15 protein-coding genes, 1 pseudogene, 2 CRISPR repeat arrays and 1 riboswitch are annotated in these 24,443 nt (G+C 41.5%); of the genes and pseudogenes, 9 read left to right on the forward strand and 7 right to left on the reverse strand.

The annotated features are described in order from the left end of the window. Window positions 1–61 precede the first annotated feature (61 nt). The 4 genes from ACO05P_RS00080 to ACO05P_RS00095 all read left to right on the forward strand — a co-directional run bounded on the left by ACO05P_RS00080 (window position 62) and on the right by ACO05P_RS00095 (window position 5,468). A complete protein-coding gene (locus tag ACO05P_RS00080; RefSeq protein WP_421752749.1) occupies window positions 62–1,096 on the forward strand; it encodes a hypothetical protein in 1,035 nt (344 codons plus the stop codon). Continuing rightward, window positions 1,096–2,658, forward strand: coding sequence for a hypothetical protein (locus ACO05P_RS00085; RefSeq protein WP_421752750.1), 1,563 nt, complete (start codon window positions 1,096–1,098; stop codon window positions 2,656–2,658). The genes ACO05P_RS00080 and ACO05P_RS00085 overlap by 1 nt, the downstream gene beginning before the upstream one ends. Next, window positions 2,648–3,877 (forward strand): PQQ-binding-like beta-propeller repeat protein, encoded by a 1,230-nt coding sequence (locus ACO05P_RS00090; RefSeq protein WP_421752751.1) that lies wholly within the window; start codon window positions 2,648–2,650, stop codon window positions 3,875–3,877. Before ACO05P_RS00085 ends, ACO05P_RS00090 begins: the two co-directional genes overlap by 11 nt. 349 nt (window positions 3,878–4,226) lie before the next feature. Then, window positions 4,227–5,468: a PQQ-binding-like beta-propeller repeat protein gene (locus ACO05P_RS00095; protein WP_421752752.1), complete on the forward strand. Its 1,242-nt coding sequence runs from the start codon at window positions 4,227–4,229 to the stop codon at window positions 5,466–5,468. Between the two features lie 210 nt (window positions 5,469–5,678). Here ACO05P_RS00095 and ACO05P_RS00100 read toward each other — a convergent pair whose 3' ends face one another. Continuing rightward, the gene (locus ACO05P_RS00100) at window positions 5,679–5,900 is read right to left on the reverse strand and encodes a helix-turn-helix domain-containing protein (RefSeq protein ID WP_421752753.1); all 222 of its coding nucleotides are present in this window, start codon (window positions 5,898–5,900) and stop codon (window positions 5,679–5,681) included. 54 nt (window positions 5,901–5,954) lie between these two features. On the opposite strand from ACO05P_RS00100, the gene ACO05P_RS00105 reads away from it, so the two are divergent. Then, entirely contained in the window at window positions 5,955–6,125 is a 171-nt protein-coding gene (locus ACO05P_RS00105; RefSeq protein ID WP_421752754.1) for a SymE family type I addiction module toxin, read from the forward strand. A 219-nt stretch (window positions 6,126–6,344) separates the two neighbouring features. Next, window positions 6,345–7,855: a CRISPR direct-repeat array (repeat unit 47 nt; unit sequence GTTGTGATTAGCTTTCAAATTGAATTGTAACTTAGTTCTGTCACAGG). A 117-nt stretch (window positions 7,856–7,972) separates the two neighbouring features. On the opposite strand, the pseudogene ACO05P_RS00110 reads toward ACO05P_RS00105, so the two are convergent. The 6 genes and pseudogenes from ACO05P_RS00110 to metK all read right to left on the reverse strand — a co-directional run. Further along, window positions 7,973–9,036, reverse strand: a pseudogene (locus ACO05P_RS00110) (IS3 family transposase); the annotation flags it as partial. Window positions 9,037–9,114: 78 nt separating this feature from the next. Further along, window positions 9,115–10,163: direct repeats of the CRISPR family, unit length 47 nt; unit sequence GTTGTGATTAGCTTTCAAATTGAATTGTAACTTAGTTCTGTCACAGG. A gap of 64 nt (window positions 10,164–10,227) precedes the next feature. Continuing rightward, window positions 10,228–10,569 (reverse strand): CRISPR-associated endonuclease Cas2, encoded by a 342-nt coding sequence (cas2, locus tag ACO05P_RS00115; RefSeq protein ID WP_210758507.1) that lies wholly within the window; start codon window positions 10,567–10,569, stop codon window positions 10,228–10,230. Further along, window positions 10,547–11,482, reverse strand: coding sequence for a type II CRISPR-associated endonuclease Cas1 (gene cas1 / locus ACO05P_RS00120; protein WP_421752755.1), 936 nt, complete (start codon window positions 11,480–11,482; stop codon window positions 10,547–10,549). The genes cas2 and cas1 overlap by 23 nt, the downstream gene beginning before the upstream one ends. Beyond that, window positions 11,479–15,570: a type II CRISPR RNA-guided endonuclease Cas9 gene (gene cas9 / locus ACO05P_RS00125; RefSeq protein ID WP_421752756.1), complete on the reverse strand. Its 4,092-nt coding sequence runs from the start codon at window positions 15,568–15,570 to the stop codon at window positions 11,479–11,481. Before cas9 ends, cas1 begins: the two co-directional genes overlap by 4 nt. Window positions 15,571–15,787: 217 nt before the next feature. Continuing rightward, window positions 15,788–16,666: an HNH endonuclease gene (locus ACO05P_RS00130; protein ID WP_421752757.1), complete on the reverse strand. Its 879-nt coding sequence runs from the start codon at window positions 16,664–16,666 to the stop codon at window positions 15,788–15,790. A gap of 423 nt (window positions 16,667–17,089) precedes the next feature. Then, window positions 17,090–18,382 (reverse strand): methionine adenosyltransferase, encoded by a 1,293-nt coding sequence (metK, locus tag ACO05P_RS00135; protein ID WP_421752758.1) that lies wholly within the window; start codon window positions 18,380–18,382, stop codon window positions 17,090–17,092. A gap of 211 nt (window positions 18,383–18,593) precedes the next feature. Between metK and ACO05P_RS00140 the strand changes: the two genes are divergently transcribed. The 4 genes from ACO05P_RS00140 to metF all read left to right on the forward strand — a co-directional run bounded on the left by ACO05P_RS00140 (window position 18,594) and on the right by metF (window position 24,363). Continuing rightward, window positions 18,594–19,565: a hypothetical protein gene (locus ACO05P_RS00140; RefSeq protein WP_421752759.1), complete on the forward strand. Its 972-nt coding sequence runs from the start codon at window positions 18,594–18,596 to the stop codon at window positions 19,563–19,565. Between the two features lie 25 nt (window positions 19,566–19,590). Beyond that, window positions 19,591–19,694, forward strand: a riboswitch (SAM riboswitch). A gap of 63 nt (window positions 19,695–19,757) precedes the next feature. Further along, window positions 19,758–20,765 (forward strand): homocysteine S-methyltransferase family protein, encoded by a 1,008-nt coding sequence (locus tag ACO05P_RS00145; RefSeq protein WP_421752760.1) that lies wholly within the window; start codon window positions 19,758–19,760, stop codon window positions 20,763–20,765. After that, window positions 20,762–23,413, forward strand: coding sequence for a methionine synthase (gene metH / locus ACO05P_RS00150; protein WP_421752761.1), 2,652 nt, complete (start codon window positions 20,762–20,764; stop codon window positions 23,411–23,413). Before ACO05P_RS00145 ends, metH begins: the two co-directional genes overlap by 4 nt. Beyond that, window positions 23,410–24,363, forward strand: coding sequence for a methylenetetrahydrofolate reductase [NAD(P)H] (gene metF, locus ACO05P_RS00155; RefSeq protein ID WP_421752762.1), 954 nt, complete (start codon window positions 23,410–23,412; stop codon window positions 24,361–24,363). Before metH ends, metF begins: the two co-directional genes overlap by 4 nt. Window positions 24,364–24,443: the final 80 nt, after the last annotated feature.

The following is a 24,443-nucleotide window of genomic DNA, read 5'->3' on the forward strand; positions in this document are numbered from 1 at the left end:
CAATGATAAATAAGGAACCCTAATAATAAATCAAAAAACCATGAATGTAAAACGATTAATCATGGCTTCAAACTTACTTCTGTTTTGTTTTGGAGCGATGGCCCAGGAGGGCCTGCAGAATTATATTAACGATAGTACCATTGCCCGCTACCGCTATCAATCTGAATACTATTATCGGGCAGAAATTCCTTCGGGTACAAGCATCCAAGAGATTGATCTGCTGGAAAGAGATGAATTAAAACCTCAACAGCATAAAAGCATTATATGCATTGGCGTAAACAGTTCCAAGGAACCCTATTCTCAACAGCGAAATCTTGAAATGAGCAAATTGGAGGAGTGGATGAATCCACCTTATTTGCAATTGATGACCCCCACCGCAAGCATGGGTTTTGATTCGCTGGGAAATCAATTGTACTATTTCAAAAACAACGGAGCAGAGATAAGTTATATTGAAGAGAACACCTATTTCTACAGCACCGAAGGGTTTCAGCCTCTTATGCTTTTCTTCCCTAGTAAACATGATGATTTTGTGCAGGATTTGATTAATGCAGGTGCTCACTTTACCCTTAATGCGGATAATTCCTTTAAGCTGAGCCTAAATCAAAATGAAATCCTTGTCGACCCCAATGATAAGAGTGTGGAATTCAATTATTATGAAGACAATAAGTACATCGAATCCAGGGTAGTGTACAGTTTATATGCCCCCTATGGTTATGTTCCCAAATATGAGCAGGTACGCACAAAACGAGTGGACCTAGATTATCCCATCACCAGGGTTGAAACCACATTGTTTAGTAATCATGTAATTGAAGACATGACAGGCCTTATTGATAAGTACACAGATCTGGCTCATATCGAAATTTATCCTAATCCCGTGGAAACGGAGTACGAAGTGCTATTGCAGGGTATTCCCGAGGCACAAGTATCTCAGGTGCAAATTCGAGATTATATGGGCAACATAATTCAAACCCATCTGAACCCCTACGTTGAGAATAATTTAATAGTACTGGATGGATCTACTTATCCTGTTGGTGCCTTAATTATTCTGGTTTACACTCAATATGGAATTTATTCTGAAACCTTAACCAAGATCTAATGAAACTAAGAAGCCTTTTTATTTTAAGCCTTTTGATGAATAGTCTCCTGGCACAAGTGGATTATATATCCACCGATTCTTTAAGAATGATCGATTTTAATCCGGATATAAACCCTTTAGTGAATCCCGATACCGGGCAAGCAGGTTTTAAATTAGTTTATTGGGTGCATGGTTTGGCTGGAAATCAGCATTCCTGGGGTCGCGTTCAGGAGGTTACCGAAGTGCAAATTGGTAATCCCATACCAGGCTATCCGGTTCGAAATGTAGCCGGCTACGCCTTATCCTATCAAGGAGAAGAATATCGTAGAATATTCGGTTTAGCGACTTTCGTAAACAATTCCAAGATGGGGATATGGCGAAACAACCCTTTGTATGATACGGTGCCGGTAGCTAAAAATTTTGCCATTGCGCATAGTCAGGGGGGGATTGTTTCGCGAGCCATCCGCTATCAAAATGTAAATGATACTAATGCGGCTGGAGTGCATTTAAGCCCGGCGCATTTTTCACATTTAGCCACCTTTGGTACTCCCAATGGCGGTGCCAATATTATTAATACCACCGCAACGGGAGGACCGGTGCAAGCGTGGATTGATGAAGGCTGCCGGCTTTTTAGCGCTGGTGTGGTTCAAGATTTCGTCAATTCGAAATGGTGGCTGGGGGCAATAATAACTCCTGCCATGATAAGCAGCTTTACCAATAAGGCCTGTAATGGATTTAATAGATTGGTATTACCTATGCTGGTAAATTCTATTCGCAAACCAGTAGGAATCGATTATGCTATGGGAGCCCCTAATTTATATGAGTTGAAAAGCTTTGCGCAGCAAGACAACATGAAGGTAGTTACCTTTTATGGAGTGGAGCAAGAGCCTGTATTTTGGCGTGTTCTTCATACCATGACCAATACAGCCGATACGGATTCCTCTAATCTTTCAGGATCCATATTGGCAACCAATCCCTTTGGTTTGGTTAGTGATCAAGAACTGCCAGATACCATTAATTATATGTATCATGATTTTGTAGCTCAAAAAAATGCTCAAAACACCATCGCAAGAAATTATAGAGTACTTGCGGCCATGTCTTTTATGCATCCTACTACTGCATATGGATTAAGTTCGATGGCAAAAAACGCCTCCAATAAGGCTATAATTTATAATAGAGCAGCCCATTGGTTAGGGCAGGCCAATATGAATTGGAAGAGGTTCATCGGCGCTAGAAGGGATACCACGATTTTAGAGGGTTATTATTGCGAATGTTTAATAGATTTAGGTGGTACCCAGGGATATTCCTTTACGCAAACTATCGTTCAAACTCCTCTGGAATGCAATCCACCCAATGCAGTTAATTGTTTTGTTTCGCCTAAAGTAAGTCACCAGGTGATAGAAGAACCCAATGATGGCGTAGTAACCGTATCTTCCCAAATTGATTATCCGAATGCTGAAATTCCGACTAAAATGGAAAATACCAATCATATGCAGGAAAGGAATCATGAACAAACCCGCTTGCGTTTAAATGAATTATTTAATGGCGATTGGGGTAATAAATTTAAGCTCGATGAAAAGTAAAAGAATGTTTATACTCAATAGTTTCTTCCTTGTAGGCATTTTTTTCACCAGCTGTTGTGATAGGGATGAGCCAACAAAACCTCAATCTAAGCCAGCCTATGAAATTCTTTGGCAGCGGCCCATCGTCCCAGACCCTGAACTCTATTTTAGTTTGTCAATTAATCCATTTCTCTATAAGGGAATGGTAATCGTGAGTTCAGAATATACCATGGAGGGGGTAGAGAGTCCCCTGATGTTCTTGGATTCCGCCGATGGCCAAATTATTGACCTTTGGTCCGATTTTATTGATGGTGCCGTCCCTTATATAAATGAAAGTGCCAGTTCGGAAGGTGAATTTTTAGTTCTGAACACTCAAAGATCGGTGGACTGTGTGAACCTGGAGTCCCGCAGCCGGCAATGGGCTTCTTTAATTTCTCGCAATCACCCTTATAACTATATTTATAAAGGTTATGTCTATACGACCATACAGTATAATGGTGATGATGGCGCGGCGGTATTGCGCAGCCCCTTAGACCATGAAGATTGGCAGACGGTCTATCCCTTTACTCGGACCGATGAGTATGTGCCCTTTTTCTCCGCTTTGGGATTTGGTGAAACAGAGGATGGCCACGATATTGTAGTTTGGAAAAATCGCAGTAGTTATACCAATAAGAATCAAACCGACATTTTCGCTTACGATCTCACCGCCGATTCCTTATTGTGGCGAAACCGCGATTTTAATGTATTTGGCGGCATATTACCCCTGCAGGTAGATAATCAAAGAGTTTACGGAGCGGTGGAACGCAGGGTTTTTTGCCTTGATTTAATGACCGGAGATTCGATATGGACTAATGATTTTAGTGGGATTGTATCCAAACCAAAGCTCTATAATTTTGATCAAGGGATGATGTATCTGTCGGATTATAAGGTTTATTTAAAGGGGGGAGGACCGGAGCTGGTTATCTTACATAAAAGTGATGGTAGTCTGTTTAGGACTAATGATGAATTACCCGATGGTATTGAAGACCGGGTGACCTATTTTGAAGGCAAATTATTTATGTCTACCCAAGAATTGGTGATTGTAGATCTGCTTACAGGTGACCTTTTAAATGATCCCAATGCCATGCTTAGGACTTTTGGAAATATATACAGCAAAATAGTGATCGACCCAGATCGACGGGTAATGTATTTTCATAATGGGAGAACCTTGTTCTGCGTGAAAATACCGGAGGATTTGTGAGAAGAGCTAGTGGGAGACGATAGTATATAGACTATAGACGGTAGATTTGATTGAAATGGTAGCTGGTCCTTAGTCGTTGGTAGTTTGTTTGAGACGATAGTAGATAGACCATAGACGATAGATTTGATTGGAGCCAAGGAAGTAGGATTGGTCTTTCAAATTTTGGTGCCGTCGGTTTAACCCTACCTGCCTGCCGATAGGTAGGAAGAAGCAAAGGGGCACCTGCCTGCCGGTAGGCGGGTAGCGAAGCGGGCGGTGAAGCAATAGCGCAGTGGGCGGTGAAGCAAAATTCGACTCTGGCTTTGGACATTTTACCAGAACGAGTAGTACTATTTTATGAATTAGCTAAATGAAACTGATCCCTAATAATAACTACCCTAGAATAAGTCCTTTATTCTTAGTCCTGCTTTGCTTGTTGCTGGTGAACTGTAAAGATAAGGAGCCACCAAAACCTCAATCTAAACCAGCCTATGAGATTCTTTGGCAGCGGCCCATCGTACCAGACCCTGAACTCTATTTTAGCATCTCTATTAATCCAGTCTTGTACAAGGGAATGGTGATCGTGAGTTCAGAATATACTATGGAGGGGGTAGAAAGTCCAATTATGTTCTTAGATACCGCCGATGGCCATATTATTGACCTTTGGTCCGATTATATTGATGGCGCCGTGCCTTATTTAGAAGAAAGTTCAAGTTTTCAAGGTGATTATTTGGTCTTAAATAACTTGAGATCTGTAGACTGCATCAATCTCGAGACTCGTAGTCGGCAGTGGGCCACATTAATTTCACGCAATAGTGCTCATAATTATATTTATAAGGGTTATGTCTACACAACTATAGGTTTTAATGGTGAAGATGGAGCAGCGGTATTGCGCAGCCCCTTGGATCATGAAGATTGGCAGACGGTCTATTCCTTTATTCGTACCGATGAGTATGATCCTTTTTTCTCCGCTTTGGGATTTGGTGAAACAGAGGATGGCCACGATATTGTGGTTTGGAAAAATCGCAGTAGTTATACCAATAAGAATCAAACCGACATTTTCGCTTACGATCTCACCGCCGATTCCTTATTGTGGCGAAACCGCGATTTTAATGTATTTGGCGGCATATTACCCCTGCAGGTAGATAATCAAAGAGTTTACGGAGCGGTGGAACGCAGGGTCTTTTGTCTTGATTTAATGACCGGGGATTCGATATGGACTAATGATTTTAGTGGGATTATTGCCCAACCTCGGCTTAGCAACTTTGACCAGGGGATGATGTATCTGTCGGATTATAAGGTCTATCTCAAAGGGGGAGGGCCAGAACTCGTCATCTTACACAAAAGTGATGGTAGTCTGTTTAGATCTAATAATGAATTACCTCGAGGCATTGAAGACCGGGTGACCTATTTTGAAGGCAAATTATTTATATCTACCCAAGAACTAGTGATTGTAGACCTGCTTACAGGCGATCTCTTAAATGATCCTAATGACATGCTTTCAACCTTTGGTTATATCCAAAGTAGGATTGTGATCGACCCTGACCGACGGGTAATGTATTTCCATAATGGGAGAACCTTGTTCTGCGTGAAAATACCGGAGGATTTGTGAGAAGGAGCGGGTGAGAAGGTAGCTTGTAGTTGGTCTTTGGTCGCTGGTCGGACTGAGGACAAGAGATGTTGTTTTCTTCTATGAATGATGTGAGGCGAGTTTAACCTCGCTAACCTTTCGGTAAGCTGTGCAGTAGCCAGTTTTTATCAAGAAGTATAAGCCTCACTGACATGTGTCAAACCTACATAAGGATAGGACAGCTTTAAGTGATTAGTCTTTTAGAAGTTCGGCCAGACTTATTTCCAGGCCTGCAGCGATTTTTAAGAGGGTGAGAACCCGTGGGTTGGTTTCAGCTTTTTCTATTTTGTGTAATTGAGTACGACCTATATCGCAATGGAAAGCGAAAGCTTTTTGATCTAAGCCTTTTGTTTCGCGAAGTTCTTTGATCCTGGAACCTAAGAACTGTAGATATTTCTCATCTGATTTGTTCACTATTCCAAACTTGATCAAATCTTTTTTATATTGTGTTCGCTTTAACGAACAGACATGACTCGCAATAGAACCCTGAAAATACATGCAAAGCATCGCCAACGCGCTTATGACTCTACCAAAGTACCTGAGATCCGCCTGGAAGGGAAATGGCTGGAAAGCCTGGGCTTTGAGATAGGAGGGGAGGTAAACTTGGACTTGAGGGAAGGGGAGAAGGATAAGGTGTAAAGGAGCATTGTAGAACCGTTTTCTTCTTAATATTTTAAAGGAGGTTTTAAAAATTATTTTCCTTTAGTTTCTTATCTTTTGGTGTTAAAAAATGCAAATAGTTCTGTCACAGGGTAAAGCCAGTCATACTAGTTTTATCGTTAGTTGTGATTAACTTTCAAATTGAATTGTAAATAGTTCTGTCACAGGCGACATGGTAAAAGCTACGACGGCCAGTGTGTTGTGATTAGCTTTCAAATTGAATTGTAACTTAGTTCTGTCACAGGAAAATCTCATTTATTCTGATATTTTGGCATGTTGTGATTAGCTTTCAAATTGAATTGTAACTTAGTTCTGTCACAGGATGATTTCCTTCGTTATGATGGTTCCGCATGTTGTGATTAGCTTTCAAATTGAATTGTAACTTAGTTCTGTCACAGGTCTGGAGGGCTACGCTGAGCTGCTCGTTACGTTGTGATTAGCTTTCAAATTGAATTGTAACTTAGTTCTGTCACAGGAATGATTTACGTAAGGCGATTGCTTTACAAGTTGTGATTAGCTTTCAAATTGAATTGTAACTTAGTTCTGTCACAGGAATGATTTACGTAAGGCGATTGCTTTACAAGTTGTGATTAGCTTTCAAATTGAATTGTAACTTAGTTCTGTCACAGGTTAGGTACTATCATGCTGCTTCAATCTTAAGTTGTGATTAGCTTTCAAATTGAATTGTAACTTAGTTCTGTCACAGGCAAACCGCTGGGGAGATTTCCGCTTTTGAGGTTGTGATTAGCTTTCAAATTGAATTGTAACTTAGTTCTGTCACAGGGTAGCGCCGTTTCAATGGAGTAAAATGGAGGTTGTGATTAGCTTTCAAATTGAATTGTAACTTAGTTCTGTCACAGGTAAGCCGGATGGGTGGGAGATCCCTAAGCAGTTGTGATTAGCTTTCAAATTGAATTGTAACTTAGTTCTGTCACAGGAAAAAGAGGCATTCCTCCGTTTGCTGTCTCGTTGTGATTAGCTTTCAAATTGAATTGTAACTTAGTTCTGTCACAGGCCTTTTGCTTGGATACATCTAATGCAATGCGTTGTGATTAGCTTTCAAATTGAATTGTAACTTAGTTCTGTCACAGGCGCCTGCCTACATTCTTCGGTTTCCCCGCAGTTGTGATTAGCTTTCAAATTGAATTGTAACTTAGTTCTGTCACAGGTGTAAATGGTAATGTTATCGCTAACTGGTAGTTGTGATTAGCTTTCAAATTGAATTGTAACTTAGTTCTGTCACAGGTTTAAACAAATTCAAAGCGGAGCACCCCGAGTTGTGATTAGCTTTCAAATTGAATTGTAACTTAGTTCTGTCACAGGACAATTCAATATCCGCGCTTATCGTTCCTGGTTGTGATTAGCTTTCAAATTGAATTGTAACTTAGTTCTGTCACAGGCAAACGCATAAGCCCCTGCTGATGAGGCCGGTTGTGATTAGCTTTCAAATTGAATTGTAACTTAGTTCTGTCACAGGACTTATGAAAAATGGGAATGCTTTAAGGCTGTTGTGATTAGCTTTCAAATTGAATTGTAACTTAGTTCTGTCACAGGGAGATGTATCAGGACCACATTGATTTGCATGTTGTGATTAGCTTTCAAATTGAATTGTAACTTAGTTCTGTCACAGGGCGTGTATTTCTCAGTCGCTTTGTCGGTATGTTGTGATTAGCTTTCAAATTGAATTGTAACTTAGTTCTGTCACAGGGTGGCCCCGGATGGCCCAGGTGATGTAAGCTTCCCCTGATCCGAACCATTAGTTAATTGACTTTTCCAAAGATAGTATTGTTTTCAACCACCCCGAGGGTACCCTCGGGGTGGTTGCGTTTGGCGTATACCCTAGGCGGTATATTTCCTAATGAATCATGAGGTTTAAAGTTGTTATAGTCATGCATCCACTTTTCTGTTTGCTCCCTTACCTGATGGATATCTTCAAAAATATATTTGTCCAGCACTCCTCGGCGGTAGCTTCCATTAAATCGCTCTATAAAAGCGTTCTGTGTGGGTTTGCCGGGTTGGATATATCTAAATTCTATTTCATGAATGACGCTCCATGATTTAGTGAGCTCAGCAATGAACTCGGGCCCATTGTCCATTCGGATCACATCGGGTTTACCCCTGCGATTGATTAAATGATTAAGCACATATACTACTCTGTTTGATGGAAGTGAGAAATCTACTTCGATATGTAGTGCTTCTCGATTGTAGTCATCAATTACCGTGAATGCACGAAACTTGCGCTTGTTTTCTAGTACATCATGTACAAAGTCCATACTCCAGGTCTGATTCGGCCTATCAGGCACCACTAACGGTTCTTTTACCCGAGCGGGTAATCGCTTCTTAACCTTTCGTCTTAAAGGTAGTTTTAAAGCCACATAAACACGATGTAGTCGTTTGTGGTTCCAAGTCTTGCCTTCATTACGTAAGCGGTGATAGGCGTTCCAAAAGCCTTCCTCAGAATGTTCTTTTGCTTTCGTCAGTAATGCTTCTTCCAGCTCACGATCATCCTTTGCTTGGGCTTGATAGTAATACACGCTTTTACTGAGGTTTAATACACGGCATGCCCTGCTAATACCGTAGCGTCTAGATATTTCCTGACCAATCTCTCTCTTACGGCAGGGCTTTAAAGCTTTTTTTCAATAATCTCTTTAGCTAGTTGATGATCTAGGGCCAGGTTCGCGTACATCTGCTTAAGCTTCCTGTTTTCCTCTTCAAGATCCTTTATACGCTTTAACTCCTTTCCACTCATGCCAGCATAACGCTCTCGCCATTTGTAAAACGTTGCGGTACTAACCCCGTACTCTCGGCTCAATTCCTGTGCACTTCTACCTTGATCAAACTCTTTCAAGACCCTGGCAATCTTCTCTGGCGAAAACTTACTCTTTCTCATAATCGACTGTTTAAAATTAATCCTATTCCTCTACTTTTAAACAGTTCGGTTTTAAGGGAAGCTTACAGTGAAAGCTTGGTTGTGATTAGCTTTCAAATTGAATTGTAACTTAGTTCTGTCACAGGCTACCGCCATCTTAACACGGGAAGTTAGTAGGTTGTGATTAGCTTTCAAATTGAATTGTAACTTAGTTCTGTCACAGGTTACGTTGAAAAAGCCCACGAAGCCGCAGAGTTGTGATTAGCTTTCAAATTGAATTGTAACTTAGTTCTGTCACAGGCACAATCTTAGCACCTTCACCATTTCGCCAGTTGTGATTAGCTTTCAAATTGAATTGTAACTTAGTTCTGTCACAGGCGCGGGGAATCGAACCCCGGTGCAGCAAATGTTGTGATTAGCTTTCAAATTGAATTGTAACTTAGTTCTGTCACAGGCTGAGAATTCAAAGCCAGCAACTCAATGGAGTTGTGATTAGCTTTCAAATTGAATTGTAACTTAGTTCTGTCACAGGTTACAAAATATTTCAACCATCACCGGACAAGTTGTGATTAGCTTTCAAATTGAATTGTAACTTAGTTCTGTCACAGGGAAGGTTTTAATATTAACACCTCTTGCGGTGTTGTGATTAGCTTTCAAATTGAATTGTAACTTAGTTCTGTCACAGGGGAATGAGTACTACGCAGCAATCTATGAATGTTGTGATTAGCTTTCAAATTGAATTGTAACTTAGTTCTGTCACAGGAATTCGGGTTGTGGCCTGCATTCCTGCCAAGTTGTGATTAGCTTTCAAATTGAATTGTAACTTAGTTCTGTCACAGGCAAGCTCTTGAACCGCAATACCACGTACTAGTTGTGATTAGCTTTCAAATTGAATTGTAACTTAGTTCTGTCACAGGAGCTGCTTACCCTTAACAACGCTCTGCCCTGTTGTGATTAGCTTTCAAATTGAATTGTAACTTAGTTCTGTCACAGGGTACTATTAGTATGGATGGTAGTGGGGTTAGTTGTGATTAGCTTTCAAATTGAATTGTAACTTAGTTCTGTCACAGGGGAGCGAATTTAGAGCAAGAAAACGGCCATGTTGTGATTAGCTTTCAAATTGAATTGTAACTTAGTTCTGTCACAGGGTACTGTGACGGACTAGGTTGACAATCAGTTGGGTAGCTTCCGTTTTTGGAATTGAAAAATGACCTAGAATAGCTCCAATTGCTGCGGGGTATCTGGTTTTTCTATTTCTGATTTACCACGAAAAAATTCCATCATGCCAAACTGTTTATCTGTAAGAGAAAATAGTATCACTTCCCCTTTGGGCGGTAAGAAGCTTTTTACCCTTTTTATGTGAACATTAGCATTATCTCGACTGGAGCAATGTCGAGTATAAATCGAATATTGCATCATCGTAAACCCATCCTTTAGAAGGTTTTTTCTAAAAAGCGCACCTTGCCTTCGGTCTCTTTTTGTATCAGTCGGTAGGTCATAGTGCACAAATACCCACATGATGCGATAAGCATTAAACTGATCGTGGCTTAACATTGCCAATTTGTATTTTAGGGTAAGCTATTTTGCGACGTTCACCTTCATAACATTGCATTAAGCTGGCCGTTGTTCGCTGCATTCCTACCATTAATGGACTTTTCATATCGTCAATGTAAACATCGATTGTAGGCAAGGCTAGGAGCTCCCTCTTTATTGCTGGGCTTAAAACCTCAATATCTTTAGTATCAAAATTCTCAACAATGTCAAGAACTAATAAGTCCACAAATGGTCGATAGGGTTCCATGATATCATCAGCAAGGCAAAAAGGATTGTATTTATTGCGATGATGAATGCCTACTGCCGGGAGCATTCCACTCGCAACTAAGCTTCGTGCGACAATGGCACGCAAAATGGCGTAACCATAGTTCAAGAGATTATTGGGAACATCTTCATATCGACCTCTCCTAAAAGGGAAATCGGACTCGATTAGCTTTACCCAATAATTCGCTGCTGCACGTCCTTCATAATTATCCGGATCCCCACTTCGAACCTTAGAAGCCCAGTTTTCCATATTGCTGGCCTCTTTTCCTATACCCTTAAGGACCTGTGCTTGATTCTCAATTTTTGATTTTACGGTCTGTTGCCAAAGGTTTTTTCGCAAGGGTTCTGATGATTCTAATTGAAAGCGCAATTTCTCTGTGAAGGTATGATTAGCGCTCATTGGCATAAAGAGACCCGCCGGTAAATGACGGCTGTCGCAGCTAAGTATAGCCGCATTATGATCAATTAGATCTGCTAAAAGAGCCTGTGAAATAGTGATCCTCGGATGGTCCAGGATTAAAATTCCAATATCTTCAATAGGAATTGTTTTGGCTGATTTCCCCTCTTCTGATGGGAAATCTACTTTGAGTTGCAGCTTTTCTTTATGTAAGTAAGCCGGATTACCGAAGTATAAGGTTCGCTTAATCAATACTCTCCAACTTGAACGATTTCACCTAAATAATTAACGCGCACTTTTACAATTTGCTTTAGTGGTTCTAAGCTTTTTATCTTTTTATAGGTAATGTTTTGTAATGCTTTATTCGTTTCAACTAGCGTTTCAAGATGGTGACGGAAAACATATTCCCGAATAATGGCAGTGCCATACGCTAAGCGTGAAACTGCTTGAACACGATAAAGATTTGGGCTTATTGCCGAATAATTTTCAGGATTCCTTAAATCTATTTCTAGAGGATCAAATCCTTCAGCAGGGAATACGAAGTATTCATTTTTCTTTAGAGTGAACTTCAGTGGGTGCCCAAGGCTATTTGGGTCCCAAACCACTGTTTTATGCTGCTTGTACCGCTGCACTGCTTCGTAGAAAGACACTACTTCATCATAAAGGTTTCCTTCAGAATCCTCATAAATGGCTGCATGGTGATTATTACCTGTGCTCACATAACTAGTTGGTATTTCCTTACCTTGATCATCTAAAATCAGCTCTCCATCTATTCCTCTTTTACGATGCAAGGCTTCCGCGTTTTTCACCCCACTAATCTTTACACTTTTTATTGAAATTCGTTTTTCCTCATTTAGCCATATGGGATTTTCTTCCAGATTGGAAAAAGCTGTTTTAGCATCATTAGATTCTTCGAGTCTTTTTTCTAATGCCCTCCGAGCTCCGGCGTCAATTATTTTTTCTAAACTCTTAACATTTTTAAAGTTCTCAGGATTTACTTCTTTACGAATAGTAAACTCCTCTTCCAGATAGCTGATCTTTACTTTAGATGGTAAAGTTTCTACACCCCCCTTAAAAAGGATGGGCTTTTTAGATGGGGTATTCTTGCCGGAGAATGCCTTCTTGGGGTCATTGCCATTTTCCTCTAATCTTAATAGTAAGGCTTCGCGATGTCCTTTATTGGCAACTTTTAATATGGTTTCAAAGTCTAAACTGGCATTAATCGGAATCCACTTAGTTTTATACCTTTTTATACTCCCATATATTGTTTCATTGTGCAATTGGCCACGGGGAGTTTCAATGATCTGTTTGCGGAATTTTCCTGACCCAATCTTAATCTTATTGACGTTTAAGGTTACCACTTTGTTATTGGCTTTCCTCGAAACGAGAATCTCTTCAAGGTGCTTTTTAGCTTCATTCCTAAAGCCTGGCATCGGTGACTTAAACCGCCATTTATTGGCATCATCCTTAAAGAGTTCTTTGGACTGAATACCGAAAACCTCCTTGCCAATTTGGTCTTGACGGTCTCTGGCATTTAGGTAATTCAGGTATTGTATAAAACTTGGTTTGGTAAAAGCCACTGTGAGAGCATCCATGGCGTGGTGGCGATGGTCATTTCGTTTATTCCAATCCTTAATTCGCCGGTGTTTTTTGCCAGTTTTATCAATTTTTTCCTCGGTTAACCCCAAGGACTGATATTTATCCCAATTGAGTTCTTTCATAATGTCGATCAAGCCCCAGTCTGTTCTCAAACGATCAGTTATTGGCCCAATGGTAGTGCTTACTTTAGGACTTATCTGTTGAAGAATCTCTTTGGCTTTTCGCGCGATATATTGACTTTCCTGTAATTGTCTCTTTATGAAGTCTTCAGGGATGTCAGCGCTATTCCAGCTGAGCTTTAAAAATTTAGTTTTGCTAATGCCTCCTTTTTTGACTTTTAAATCTTCAATTCGCTTCTGGTAGGATGCAAATTCATCGGCACTGAGCTTTACCTCTAAGTATTCTTTGGCCGTTTTATTCCCCTTTTCCTCATTCCAGGCTCTTTCACAAAGAACTTTATTACTATATGAGTCGTCAAATAGTTTAGAGCGGGGAATAATATGGTCGATATCATATTTATTACCGAACAATTCGGACTTGGGAATAATTTCGCCTGAGTATATTGAAACATAGCCACACTCCTCCCAAAGTTTGTAGCGAATAATATCGTTTTTGGACACTTTTTGAATTCCAAACTCAGAACTCAAGAGTTTACGTATACGATCATTATTTGCGGTTGCATCGGCAATTCCTTTGGTCATATCACGTCTTTGCTCTGCATTCTTTTTTAACTCTCGTGCCAATTCTATCCGTATTTCATCCGGACGTCCCATTTCAGGATGCTTGAGAATTGCATTAATTAGATTGATTACTTGATTAAGTACTTTTTCAACCACTGGATTTCGAAGGGCACCTAACTTAAGGAGCTCTAATTCTTCAATAATTTCTGGTTTGATTTTTTGGTAACCAATTAAAGCTAAGGATTCAGATAAATCATTACCCTCTTGCATAAGGGGAAGTAATTTTCGAATCGCCCTACTGCTGTACCGCCCGTAGTCGGATTCAAAACTAATATTGGTTAAAATGGCAGAAGCAGATTCATTAAAACCGTATTTATTGGCTAAAACATCTTTAAGCTTGCGATCATCTTCTGCAGAATAGAGGAGGTGCCAAAGTTGGAAATTCGGATGTTTGTCAAATCCTTCATCCTCAAAAGGAATATCAAATTCTAAAACCTGCGTGTCAAAATTTAAGGAGGAGAAAATTGCTTTAAGATCTATAAGAAGAGTTTCAGAATCAGGATTTAATTCATATCCTTCTTGCTCCACAATTCTTAAAAAAGCAGACAACATTTTACTATTCGTCCTATTCCCTTCTATTTTGCTGAAATTACACTTCCAGCCTTTTTCTAGCTTTAGTTCTTTTACCAGTTCAGCTCCTGAGATTTGCTCTTTAAAACTAAGTTTATGCCCTAGAAAATTCAATTGCTCTTCATTCAATGCGTATTCCCCTTCATTGGTTTTAGAGAGCCTGATGTTTAGAAGGTTATGCCAAATTCTAAATTCTTGAAAGAGGGGAGAGGACTTTGGTATTGCTTTATGATATTTCTCTAGCTCGCAATCTGTAATTAAGTGCTTTTGGGATTTGAGTCTTCTCTGATAAAAAATTACAGTATCTCGTATTTCAGTCTTTAATTTTTTAGTCAATAAAGAATGTGCTTTTGCTTGTACCTCCCATATTTTCTCAAATTCATCTAAATAATCCTGGCGGTAAAAAACTTGTTTTTTTAATTGTGCATGTGGGTTATTAGCCACTTGCTCATAGAGATACTGACCGACCGTTATCCGTTTGAAATAGAGTTCTTTACTCCGATCGCTAATTGCACCTAAGTAGCCACTTGAATTGGAAATATCACCATTGATTTCAGCAAATACATGAATTAGATCTTCTAGGGGAAGTTTTTCATGTATCGCTTTTGCCCGTAAACGATATTTCGCTTCCTTTTTTTCCTTTGGATTACCTATAAGCTTGGACGACTCCGTTTGTAATTGATTGAGGAAATATTTAGTCGTTTGAGATCTGCTCAAATTATTTAAGTCATTAAGAACCTTCGCAGTCAGTACTTCAGGATAATGAGTGCTTTGATACTTCCAAATGCTTTCAAATTCGGCTCTTAAATCTGAAGGGTAAAACTTAGGAATGGTTGTTTTTCCGTTTTCAATTAGTTGGACCACATATTCTCCAGGGCTTAAATTGTGATCATATAACTGCTTTGCAATTCCCATTGAATCAATAGCAGCACCTTCTTCTTCATTCTTTGCTTTCCGACTGCTTTTGTATCCTCTCTTTTTGTTGATCATGAGAAGAACTCGAGCAAATTCCTCTAATTCAATTCGATCTTCAGCTGCCTTTGCTCTCAATCTAAGTGTTTCGAATGTAGAATTCTTAGTAGCTTCAAAGAGGGCGGTTTTGTCGGTAATCAGGCCATTTTCTTTTAATATGGCTACTAAATTTTCTCTTCGCAGTTTGTAGCGTTGCAAATTTCGGCGCATACCTCTCATTTGGGTCCGCCTAGCATTAAGAGAAAGGGCCATACCTTTTTCAAAGTCTTTAATAGGCTCCTTAGAAGTAGAAATATTTCCTAAGGCGTCCTTTTTCACCATATTGTCGCCATAAGGCACAACTCGAACTCCAAGCTTTACAATTTTTGATAATCCTTTTGGATCATTGTTTTCAGCCTCATTTACAAATGCCCAGCCAATGCTGCCAGAGCCAATATCAAGTCCAAGAATTTTTTTCATGTGATAATATTTAGGTTAAGGTATAGGGTAAAATGAGCTTTAATCTTATTTAAAAATAGTAATTGATGCTTGTTTTTTAGAATCTTCAAAGTGTTCAATTGCGACTTAGACTCGATTTATTAATCAAAATTTGTATCTTTGAAGTCAATTTGAAGCTTATCACAATAAAGATTATTCTGTTGTGAAAACATCTAAAGCGGCCCTAGGGTCGCTTTTTTTAGTATGAATCGAGAGGGTTTTGGGATTGAATTATTTCTTTCAATGAATCCGTACTATTGTAGCTTCCATCTTCCAATTTGCGATGTAACATCCTATGGCAATTTGAACAAACTAGAGCCAAGTCTTCAGCTTTTGTGATTCTTTCACCGTCCGCAATGTGGTTTTTATGATGGCATTCAATAAAATTAGCCCCGATAGGTCCATAAAATTCCAAAAAGTCAAAGGAGCAACATTCGCATTGCAATTTCCCATGTTTCTTAAGTGTCTGTTCTTTTAGTTTTTGAACTATCGACGCATCACGTCGACTTAATTCTAATTGAATATGCTCTTTAATAATTCTGTCCCCTTCTGCTACACCAAAATCTTCTAAGGCTTCGGGGGTAATCCTTAAGTCCTCATCGGACTTTATACATAGATGATCACTAAATAGTCGCCAGAGATCTTCCTGCGTTTGTGCTTGATCCCACCCTCTGTCATTTTCAAGATTGATTATTGGATTTGTTAGTCCACGATTAGGTTTAAAGAAATTGAAATAACCAGGATTGGGTATGGCAGAAATGGGATTTGCTTTTGCAATAAGTTGGACCTCTCTGCACCACTTATGATTAGGGTTATTTAAGTCTTCTATGACTTTTTCTGAGATTGGACTTACCAGATGTGTTAAATGAACTGGATTGTTCTTGCGGCCATCTATATCATTAGGCTTTTGAAACAAAACAATAATGTCACCAACATTTGGAGTACGAGCACTACCTCCTTTAGTACTAGGCCAGTTTAATAGAAATGGTTTCTTGCAATCTACCTCTTCATAAGCCCAATCATTACCTTGATTTCGTTTGACATTTTTAATCCAAACTATGTTTTTAGCATTATACATGTATTGGGTTTTTTTTTATTGAGTTTAAAGCAAATTAAATCAGGAATTTAGGGTTTAATGAGCTGGTAATTGAGGTGGAAGCTGTAAAATGGGGGTTTTTCCTGTTTTTATAGTATACCTAGTAAACCTTGGAGGGAACAAGCCTAATTTGATTGAATTGCTAGCTTGTCGTTAGTTGTTAGTAGTTGTCGGGATCCAGGACAATAGATGTTTTTCTTTCATTTATAATGAGTTGTGGGTTTAACCGCACCAGCCTGCCGGTAGGCAGGAAGGTTCGCAAAGTACTTCCTTAGGCCTCTGTGATCCTCTGCGCTCTTTGTTTCTCGAGCGAAGCGGGCGGTGAAGTAAGCAGCGAAGCGGCTAACCGCAAACAAAAAAAGCCCCCTTATCCAGGAGGCTTTCTCATAGTATCACAATTCAGTCTTAGAGACCGAAGGCTTGTTTTACATCCGCTACCCGGTCCAGTTTTTCCCAGGTAAAGAGTTCTACTTCCATTTCCTTGCTTTCGGTGCCAATTCCATCCGGACGTTCGAAAGTAACTTTCACGGTTTCATTCTTACGACCCATATGGCCATAGGCTGCAGAGGCAGAGTAAATCGGATTACGCAGCTTCAAATTTTTCTCGATCAAACCAGGACGTAGGTCAAAGAGTTCCTTCACCTTAGCGGCAATCTGGCCGTCATTCAGGTCTACCTTAGCACTGCCATAAGTATCTACAAATACGCCCATCGGCTCTACTACACCAATGGCGTAGGATACCTGCACTAAAATCTGATCAGCTACCCCGGCGGCTACCAGGTTCTTGGCAATATGTCGGGCAGCATAAGCAGCACTGCGGTCTACCTTGCTAGGATCTTTACCGCTAAAGGCACCACCACCATGGGCACCTTTACCACCATAGGTATCTACGATAATCTTACGTCCGGTAAGACCAGCATCCCCGTGAGGTCCGCCAATTACGAATTTACCGGTAGGATTAATATGGTATTTAATATCCTCACCAAACAAAGCTTGCAATTCTGGGCTAAGCTGAGCTTTTACTTTAGGGATAAGAATAGAAATAATGTCTTCACGAATCTTATTGAGCATTTGGGTATCCGCATCCTCCTGATTTAAGCCATTACCTGCTTTTACGAAATCATCGTGTTGGGTAGAAACCACAATGGCATCAATGCGTTGAGGTTTATGCTCGTCATCGTATTCGATGGTTACCTGCGCTTTCGCATCCGGACGGAGGTAAGCGATTTCACTTCCATCACGACGAAGGTCGGCTAAGGTTTGTAAAATGCGATGACTTAAATCCAAAGCCAAAGGCATGTAGTTCTCCGTTTCGTTAGTGGCGTAACCGAACATCATACCTTGGTCACCCGCACCTTGCTCTTCAATATTACCACGGTCGACCCCCTGGTTAATATCCTGACTTTGTTCGTGAATAGCCGATAGAATACCGCAGGAATTGCCTTCGAACATGTATTCGCTTTTAGTGTAACCAATTTTATTGATCACATTACGGGCAATCTGCTGTAAGTCTAGATAGGTTCTGGATTTAACCTCACCTGCCAAAACAACCTGGCCGGTGGTAACCAAAGTTTCACAAGCCACTTTAGAGTTGGGATCAAAGGCTAAGAAATGATCCAGGATCGAATCAGAAATCTGATCTGCAATTTTATCGGGATGTCCTTCAGAAACGGACTCTGAGGTGAATAAGTAAGACATATGCTTCTTTAAAAAGGTTAGAAGAGGAGAGATTAAAGAAGGCCACTGCTTAAAACTTAAACTGTTTTAGCATTTTTTAAGGTGGTCGCAATCAGCCAAATTTCTCCACTAAGGCGGCAAATGTAGAAAATTTTCCTCCTGAAAGAAGAGGGACAATTCAATTTTCATGGCATCGACTTTGCAAAGTTCAGCTTGCCTAAAAATCCTCCTTATGCGATCCCTTAGTAGTCTCTGTTTCCTTCTCTTTTTAATCTTGCTCAGTAGCGCTTGCCGTAATTATCAAGCCACAGTAGCCCCTCCCTCCAGTGCCTTGGTAAGCCCACCCTATCCATCGATTGGAGAGGTTTTCAATTTGGGTGAGTCCCCAGAGCAAGCTATTGTGGTAGGGGAGCGAGAACACTTTCACTCGGAGGCAGCGCCCTGGTCGGATTTAAAGCGAATGGCCGGCCGGCGTAATTACGATGGAGTTCTAATTATGGACCATCATATTATTAGTACTGAAGAAACTAAAGATGCCGGTCCTAATGTCCTAGACCTCATTCTGTTGGCTACGGATACCAGCTATGTGTATGAGCCGAATTACAGAACCTTTAGTTACGAAAGCCATGAATTGGAATACATGCCATTTATCTATCTGAACCGAATGGAGGATCGGGATTATTTGGATTGGGTAGAGGTTGAGGTGGTAGACACATCCGGCGAAAGCCGAAAATTCCCAATTCATTTTAACTGGCAAGGTCAGATTGATAGTATTCCATTTTTAAAACAGGAGGATCAATTAGCATTGTTGGTGCAACCCTGGTTTTTTCTGGAACAAATGGGCTCTGCCTGGTTGGAAGATCAAAGTCAGAATTGGCTCAATATGCCCTATCGTCGCTATAAAGGTCCCTCTGCTTTGATTCAATATTCACCCATGGACTACGGTTGGCAATATCGTTTTTGGATTGGTAAGTCGCGTTGGGATTTGCGTTTAGCTCAAAATGCCAAAGGAAGGTGGCAGGTTCAGGCAATTAAGTATGCTAAGGATTGGGTGACGGTAGTGCAATCCGATTTTTTAGATCGAACGCTAATGCAAGAATGGCAAGGGCCAAATGGCACTCTATATCGATATCGCTATCACTATAAAAGGACGAGTCAGATACCTCCGGATTGGATCATTCGCCCCAAAGACTTGCAACAGTAAATTCTGGCGATTACATTTGCCCTCATACTTATCCAGAAAGACGGAGGGATTGGGCCCTGTGATGTCTTAGCAACCCCTTAGGGCGGGTGCTACTTCCCACCTCGGCAATTTGCAGAGGAAAGATGAGAGGCGTTTCTAAACAAACAATTCCACAACATTCGGGCTTTCGGGATAGGTGATAGTAAAAGAACTATGACCAAAGACGATATTTTTACGATTCTGGAAAAGCGCATTTTAGTGCTGGATGGAGCCATGGGAACCATGATTCAAAGGCATAAATTGCAGGAAGCAGATTACCGAGGCGAGCGCTTTAAGGACTATCCCTATGATTTAAAAGGGAACAATGATCTGCTCAGTCTTAGCCAGCCGACCATCATCAAAGATATACACCGTGCTTATTTAGCGGCCGGTGCTGATATTATTGAAACTAATACATTCAATAGTACACGCGTTTCGATGGCCGATTACCATATGGAAGATCTGGTGCCGGAAATTAATGAAGCAGCCGCACGATTGGCGCGGGAGGCCGCTGATGAGTTTACCGCCAAGGAACCGCATAAACCTCGACTGGTAGCTGGCTCCATGGGGCCCACCAATAAAACCACCAGCCTAAGTCCGGATGTGAATAACCCCGGTTTTAGGGCCATTGATTTTGATACCCTGGCCCGCGATTACCGCGAACAGGCGGAGGCTTTAATTCGCGGTGGGGTGGATATCTTATTGGTAGAAACAGTATTTGATACCCTCAATGCCAAAGCCGCTCTCTTTGCCTTGGAGGAACTCTTTGAAGATTTGGGAAAGGAATATCCGATAATGGTTTCGGGGACGATTACCGATGCTTCGGGACGAACTTTATCCGGTCAAACCACTGAGGCCTTCTTAACCAGCTTGAGTCATGTTCCCTTGATGTCTATAGGTCTAAATTGCGCTTTAGGCGCGGATCAATTAAGGCCTTATGTGCAAATTTTGGATCGTAAATCGCCTTTTCCGGTTTCAGCGCATCCCAATGCAGGCTTGCCTAATGCCTTTGGTGAATACGATCAGGGTCCTGAAGAAATGAAAGCATTGCTGCAAGTTTATTTGGAACAGAATCTCCTCAATGTGGTAGGGGGCTGCTGTGGTACTACTCCGGAGCATATTCAAGCGATTGCTGAATTGGTAAAGAAGTTCGAACCCCGAAAAATTCAGCATCAGCTATGAGATTATCCGGATTAGAACCTTTATCGATATCGCCAGCTTCCAATTTTGTAAATGTGGGGGAGCGAACCAATGTTACCGGTTCGCGAAAATTCTTGCGCCTCATTAAAGAAGATCGCTATGACGAAGCTTTGGAAGTAGCTCGCGATCAGGTAGAAGGTGGAGCCCAAATCCTGGATGTGAATATGGATGAGGGCATGCTCGATGGCAAGGACGCCATGGTGAAGTTCCTGCATTTAATTGCGGCAGAGCCCGATATAGCTCGTATTCCTATTATGATTGACTCTTCGAAATGGGAGATCATAGAAGCCGGCTTAAAATGTGTGCAGGGTAAATCGGTGGTAAACTCCATCAGCCTAAAAGGCGGGGAAGCGGAGTTTATTCGCCAGGCTAAATTGGTGCGGCGTTATGGTGCGGCGGTAATTGTAATGGCCTTTGATGAAAAAGGTCAGGCCGATACCTATGAACGTCGCATAGAAATTTGCGAGCGCTCCTACCGCATTTTGGTGGATCAGGTGAAATTCCCTGCGGAGGATATCATCTTCGACCCTAATATTTTTCCGGTTGCAACCGGTATTGAGGAACATCGAAAAAACGCCTTGGATTTCTTCCAGGCTACGCGATGGATCAAGGAAAATCTGCCCGGTGCTAAGGTTAGCGGTGGGGTAAGTAATGTTTCCTTTAGCTTTCGCGGAAATCAATTGGTACGCGAAGCTATGCATGCGGCCTTTCTGTACCACGGTATACAGCACGGAATGGACATGGGCATTGTAAACCCCAGTATGTTGGAGGTGTACGAAGAGGTGCCCAAAGATCTAATGGAAAGGGTGGAGGATGTACTGCTCGATCGCCGGGATGATGCCACGGAACGATTGCTGGAATTTGCGGAAACCGTAAAAGGCGAAGCACGCAGCAAGGAAAAGGATTTGGCTTGGCGCGATGCCCCGGTAGCCAAAAGAATTGAGCATGCCCTGGTAAAGGGGATTGTAGATTATATTGAGGCGGATGTAGAAGAAGCACGTCCCAATTTCGACCGAGTTTTGGGCTTGATTGAAGGGCCTTTAATGGATGGGATGAATGTGGTTGGCGACCTCTTCGGATCAGGGAAAATGTTCCTCCCCCAGGTGGTGAAGTCGGCACGCGTTATGAAAAAGGCCGTGGCTTATCTCGAGCCTTATCTGGAAGCGGAAAAGGCAGCTAATGCTGATCAGTCTAAGCGCGGTAAAATCTTAATGGCCACAGTAAAGGGAGATGTGCATGATATCGGTAAGAATATCGTGGGGGTAGTTTTAGCCTGTAATAACTTTGATATCATCGACCTGGGGGTGATGGTTCCCCTGCAAGAGATTATCGAAAAGGCCAAAGCGGAAGAGGTGGATTTAATCGGCTTAAGCGGATTGATTACCCCTTCTTTGGATGAAATGATCGAGGTGGCTAAAGAAATGGAACGCCAGTCTTTGGATATCCCCTTGATGATTGGTGGCGCAACCACTTCTCGTGCTCATACCGCTGTGAAGATTGTACCGGAGTATTCCAATATTGTAGTACATGTAAATGATGCCAGTCGCAGTGTGCCCATCGCTCAGAGTCTTACCCAAAAAGGCAGCAGAGAAGTGCTGGGTGCTCAATTGAAAGCCGAATACGCTAAAGTTCGCGAAGGCTACCTCAATCGTGCCAGGGAGCGTAATCTTTTAAGTATAGCAGAGGCCAGAGCTAATAAGCTCAAACTGGAATTTGGCCCAGATACCATATGTAAGCCGGCGAAATTAGGTCGACAAGAAGCCTTGACTTTTGATTTGGCAGTACTGCGCCAGTATATTGATTGGACTCCATTTTTTCAGACCTGGCAATTGCATGGGAAATATCCGCGAATTCTGGAGGATGAGTTGGTAGGCGCTGAGGCGCAAAAGCTCTTTGCCGATGCTCAAGCTATGTTGGATCAGATCATCCGCGAAAGCTGGATTGAAGCCAAAGGGGTATTTGGGATTTGGGAAGCGCAGCGCAAAGGTGCTGATGATATTCAGCTATTTGAGAATGGACAGGAAAAGGCCTTGTTGCTTAGCCTGCGTCAGCAAAGTCAAAAAGCAAAGGGAGCACCTAACATGGCTTTGGCCGATTTTGTGGCGGCCGATCAAAGGGATTATGTGGGTGCCTTTGCGGTTTGTGCCGGCCTGGGCATTGAAAGCAAGCTGACCGAATTCAAAGCGAATCACGATGATTATTCTTCCATCTTATTGAAAGCTTTGGCCGACCGCCTGGCTGAAGCTGCCGCCGAATATCTACATCGGGAAGTGCGAATAAAGCATTGGGCTTATGCTAAGGATGAAGCTTTGAATAATGATGAATTAATTGCCGAAAAGTATCAAGGCATTCGCCCAGCGCCGGGTTATCCTGCTTGTCCGGATCACTTAGAGAAAAACACCCTCTTCGAAATTTTGGAAGCCGAAGAAATAGGCATGAGTTTAACTGAGAGTTTGGCCATGAATCCCGCGGCCAGCGTGTCAGGCTATTATTTCGCCCATCCTGAAGCCCGCTATTTTGGATTAGGGAAACTTGATCAGGATCAGGTGGCGGATTATGCCCAAAGAAGAGGGATAAGCCTGGAAGAGGCTGAAAAATGGCTCCGTCCAAATTTGAATTACAACTTATGAAAGTAACCGAACATATTGCACAAGCTAAAGGGAGCTTGTTTTCCTTCGAAATCTTACCTCCTCTAAAAGGACAGAAGATTGAAGATATCTACAAGGTGATCGATCCTTTAATGGAGTTTAAGCCGCCATTTATTAATGTGACCTACCATCGGGAAGAAGTAATTTATAAGCGCTTATCCAATGGTTTATTAGAACAAAAGACGGTTCGGAAACGCCCGGGAACAGTGGGTATTTGCGCCGCCTTGCAATACCGTTACAAGGTAGATACCGTACCGCATATGCTTTGTGGTGGTTTCTCGAAGGAGGATACCGAGAATGCCTTAATCGATCTCGATTTCTTAGGCGTAAAGAATATTATGGCCTTGCGCGGTGACAGCATGAAGAATGAACGCTTCTTTGCGCCAGAGTCCGATGGACATACCTATGCTAAGGATTTGGTAGGGCAAATTAAAGCCATGAATCAAGGGCGGTATTTAGATGATGAGCTTCAGAATTCAGCTCCTACTGATTTTGCAATTGGGGTGGCCGGTTATCCCGAAAAGCATTTTGAGGCGCCCAGTTTAAATAAGGACATTGAATATTTGAAAGAGAAAGTAGATGCTGGAGCCGATTATATCGTTACCCAGCTCTTTTTTGATAATCGCAAATATTTCGATTTTGTAGATCGTTGTCGCAAAGCCGGCATTGAGGTTCCGATTATTCCCGGCATAAAGCCCTTGTCTACCAAACAGCATTTAAGTTTCTTGCCGCACTTCTTTAAGGTGGATTTACCGGATGAATTGGTGAAGGCAGTAGTAGATTGTAAAGACAATGCTGCAGCGCGACAAGTTGGGGTAGAGTGGGGAATTCAGCAGGCCAAAGAGTTAAAAGCAGCGGGAGTTCCGGCAATTCACTTTTACAGTATGGGACGGCCTGACAATATAGCGAGTATTGCCCGAGAGGTATTTTAATTTTTTCAACAGGTAGAAGTAAATTTTGTGGATAGAAGCTAAGGCTGGGTGGTCGAATGGCTATTTCACTTCAGTAAATT

Origin of the sequence: Croceimicrobium sp. (assembly GCF_965228705.1) — a bacterium.
GTDB lineage: Bacteria > Bacteroidota > Bacteroidia > Flavobacteriales > Schleiferiaceae > Croceimicrobium.

Excerpts from the sequence above, each read along its gene's own strand:
- ACO05P_RS00080 (WP_421752749.1), top strand. The coding sequence starts at position 62 with ATGGCTTCAAACTTACTTCTGTTTTGTTTTGGAGCGATGGCCCAGGAG.
- ACO05P_RS00085 (WP_421752750.1), top strand. The coding sequence starts at position 1,096 with ATGAAACTAAGAAGCCTTTTTATTTTAAGCCTTTTGATGAATAGTCTC.
- ACO05P_RS00090 (WP_421752751.1), top strand. The coding sequence starts at position 2,648 with ATGAAAAGTAAAAGAATGTTTATACTCAATAGTTTCTTCCTTGTAGGC.
- ACO05P_RS00095 (WP_421752752.1), top strand. The coding sequence starts at position 4,227 with ATGAAACTGATCCCTAATAATAACTACCCTAGAATAAGTCCTTTATTC.
- ACO05P_RS00105 (WP_421752754.1), top strand. The coding sequence starts at position 5,955 with ATGACTCGCAATAGAACCCTGAAAATACATGCAAAGCATCGCCAACGC.
- cas2 (WP_210758507.1), bottom strand. The coding sequence starts at position 10,569 with ATGTTAAGCCACGATCAGTTTAATGCTTATCGCATCATGTGGGTATTT.
- cas9 (WP_421752756.1), bottom strand. The coding sequence starts at position 15,570 with ATGAAAAAAATTCTTGGACTTGATATTGGCTCTGGCAGCATTGGCTGG.
- ACO05P_RS00130 (WP_421752757.1), bottom strand. The coding sequence starts at position 16,666 with ATGTATAATGCTAAAAACATAGTTTGGATTAAAAATGTCAAACGAAAT.
- metK (WP_421752758.1), bottom strand. The coding sequence starts at position 18,382 with ATGTCTTACTTATTCACCTCAGAGTCCGTTTCTGAAGGACATCCCGAT.
- ACO05P_RS00140 (WP_421752759.1), top strand. The coding sequence starts at position 18,594 with ATGCGATCCCTTAGTAGTCTCTGTTTCCTTCTCTTTTTAATCTTGCTC.
- ACO05P_RS00145 (WP_421752760.1), top strand. The coding sequence starts at position 19,758 with ATGACCAAAGACGATATTTTTACGATTCTGGAAAAGCGCATTTTAGTG.
- metH (WP_421752761.1), top strand. The coding sequence starts at position 20,762 with ATGAGATTATCCGGATTAGAACCTTTATCGATATCGCCAGCTTCCAAT.
- metF (WP_421752762.1), top strand. The coding sequence starts at position 23,410 with ATGAAAGTAACCGAACATATTGCACAAGCTAAAGGGAGCTTGTTTTCC.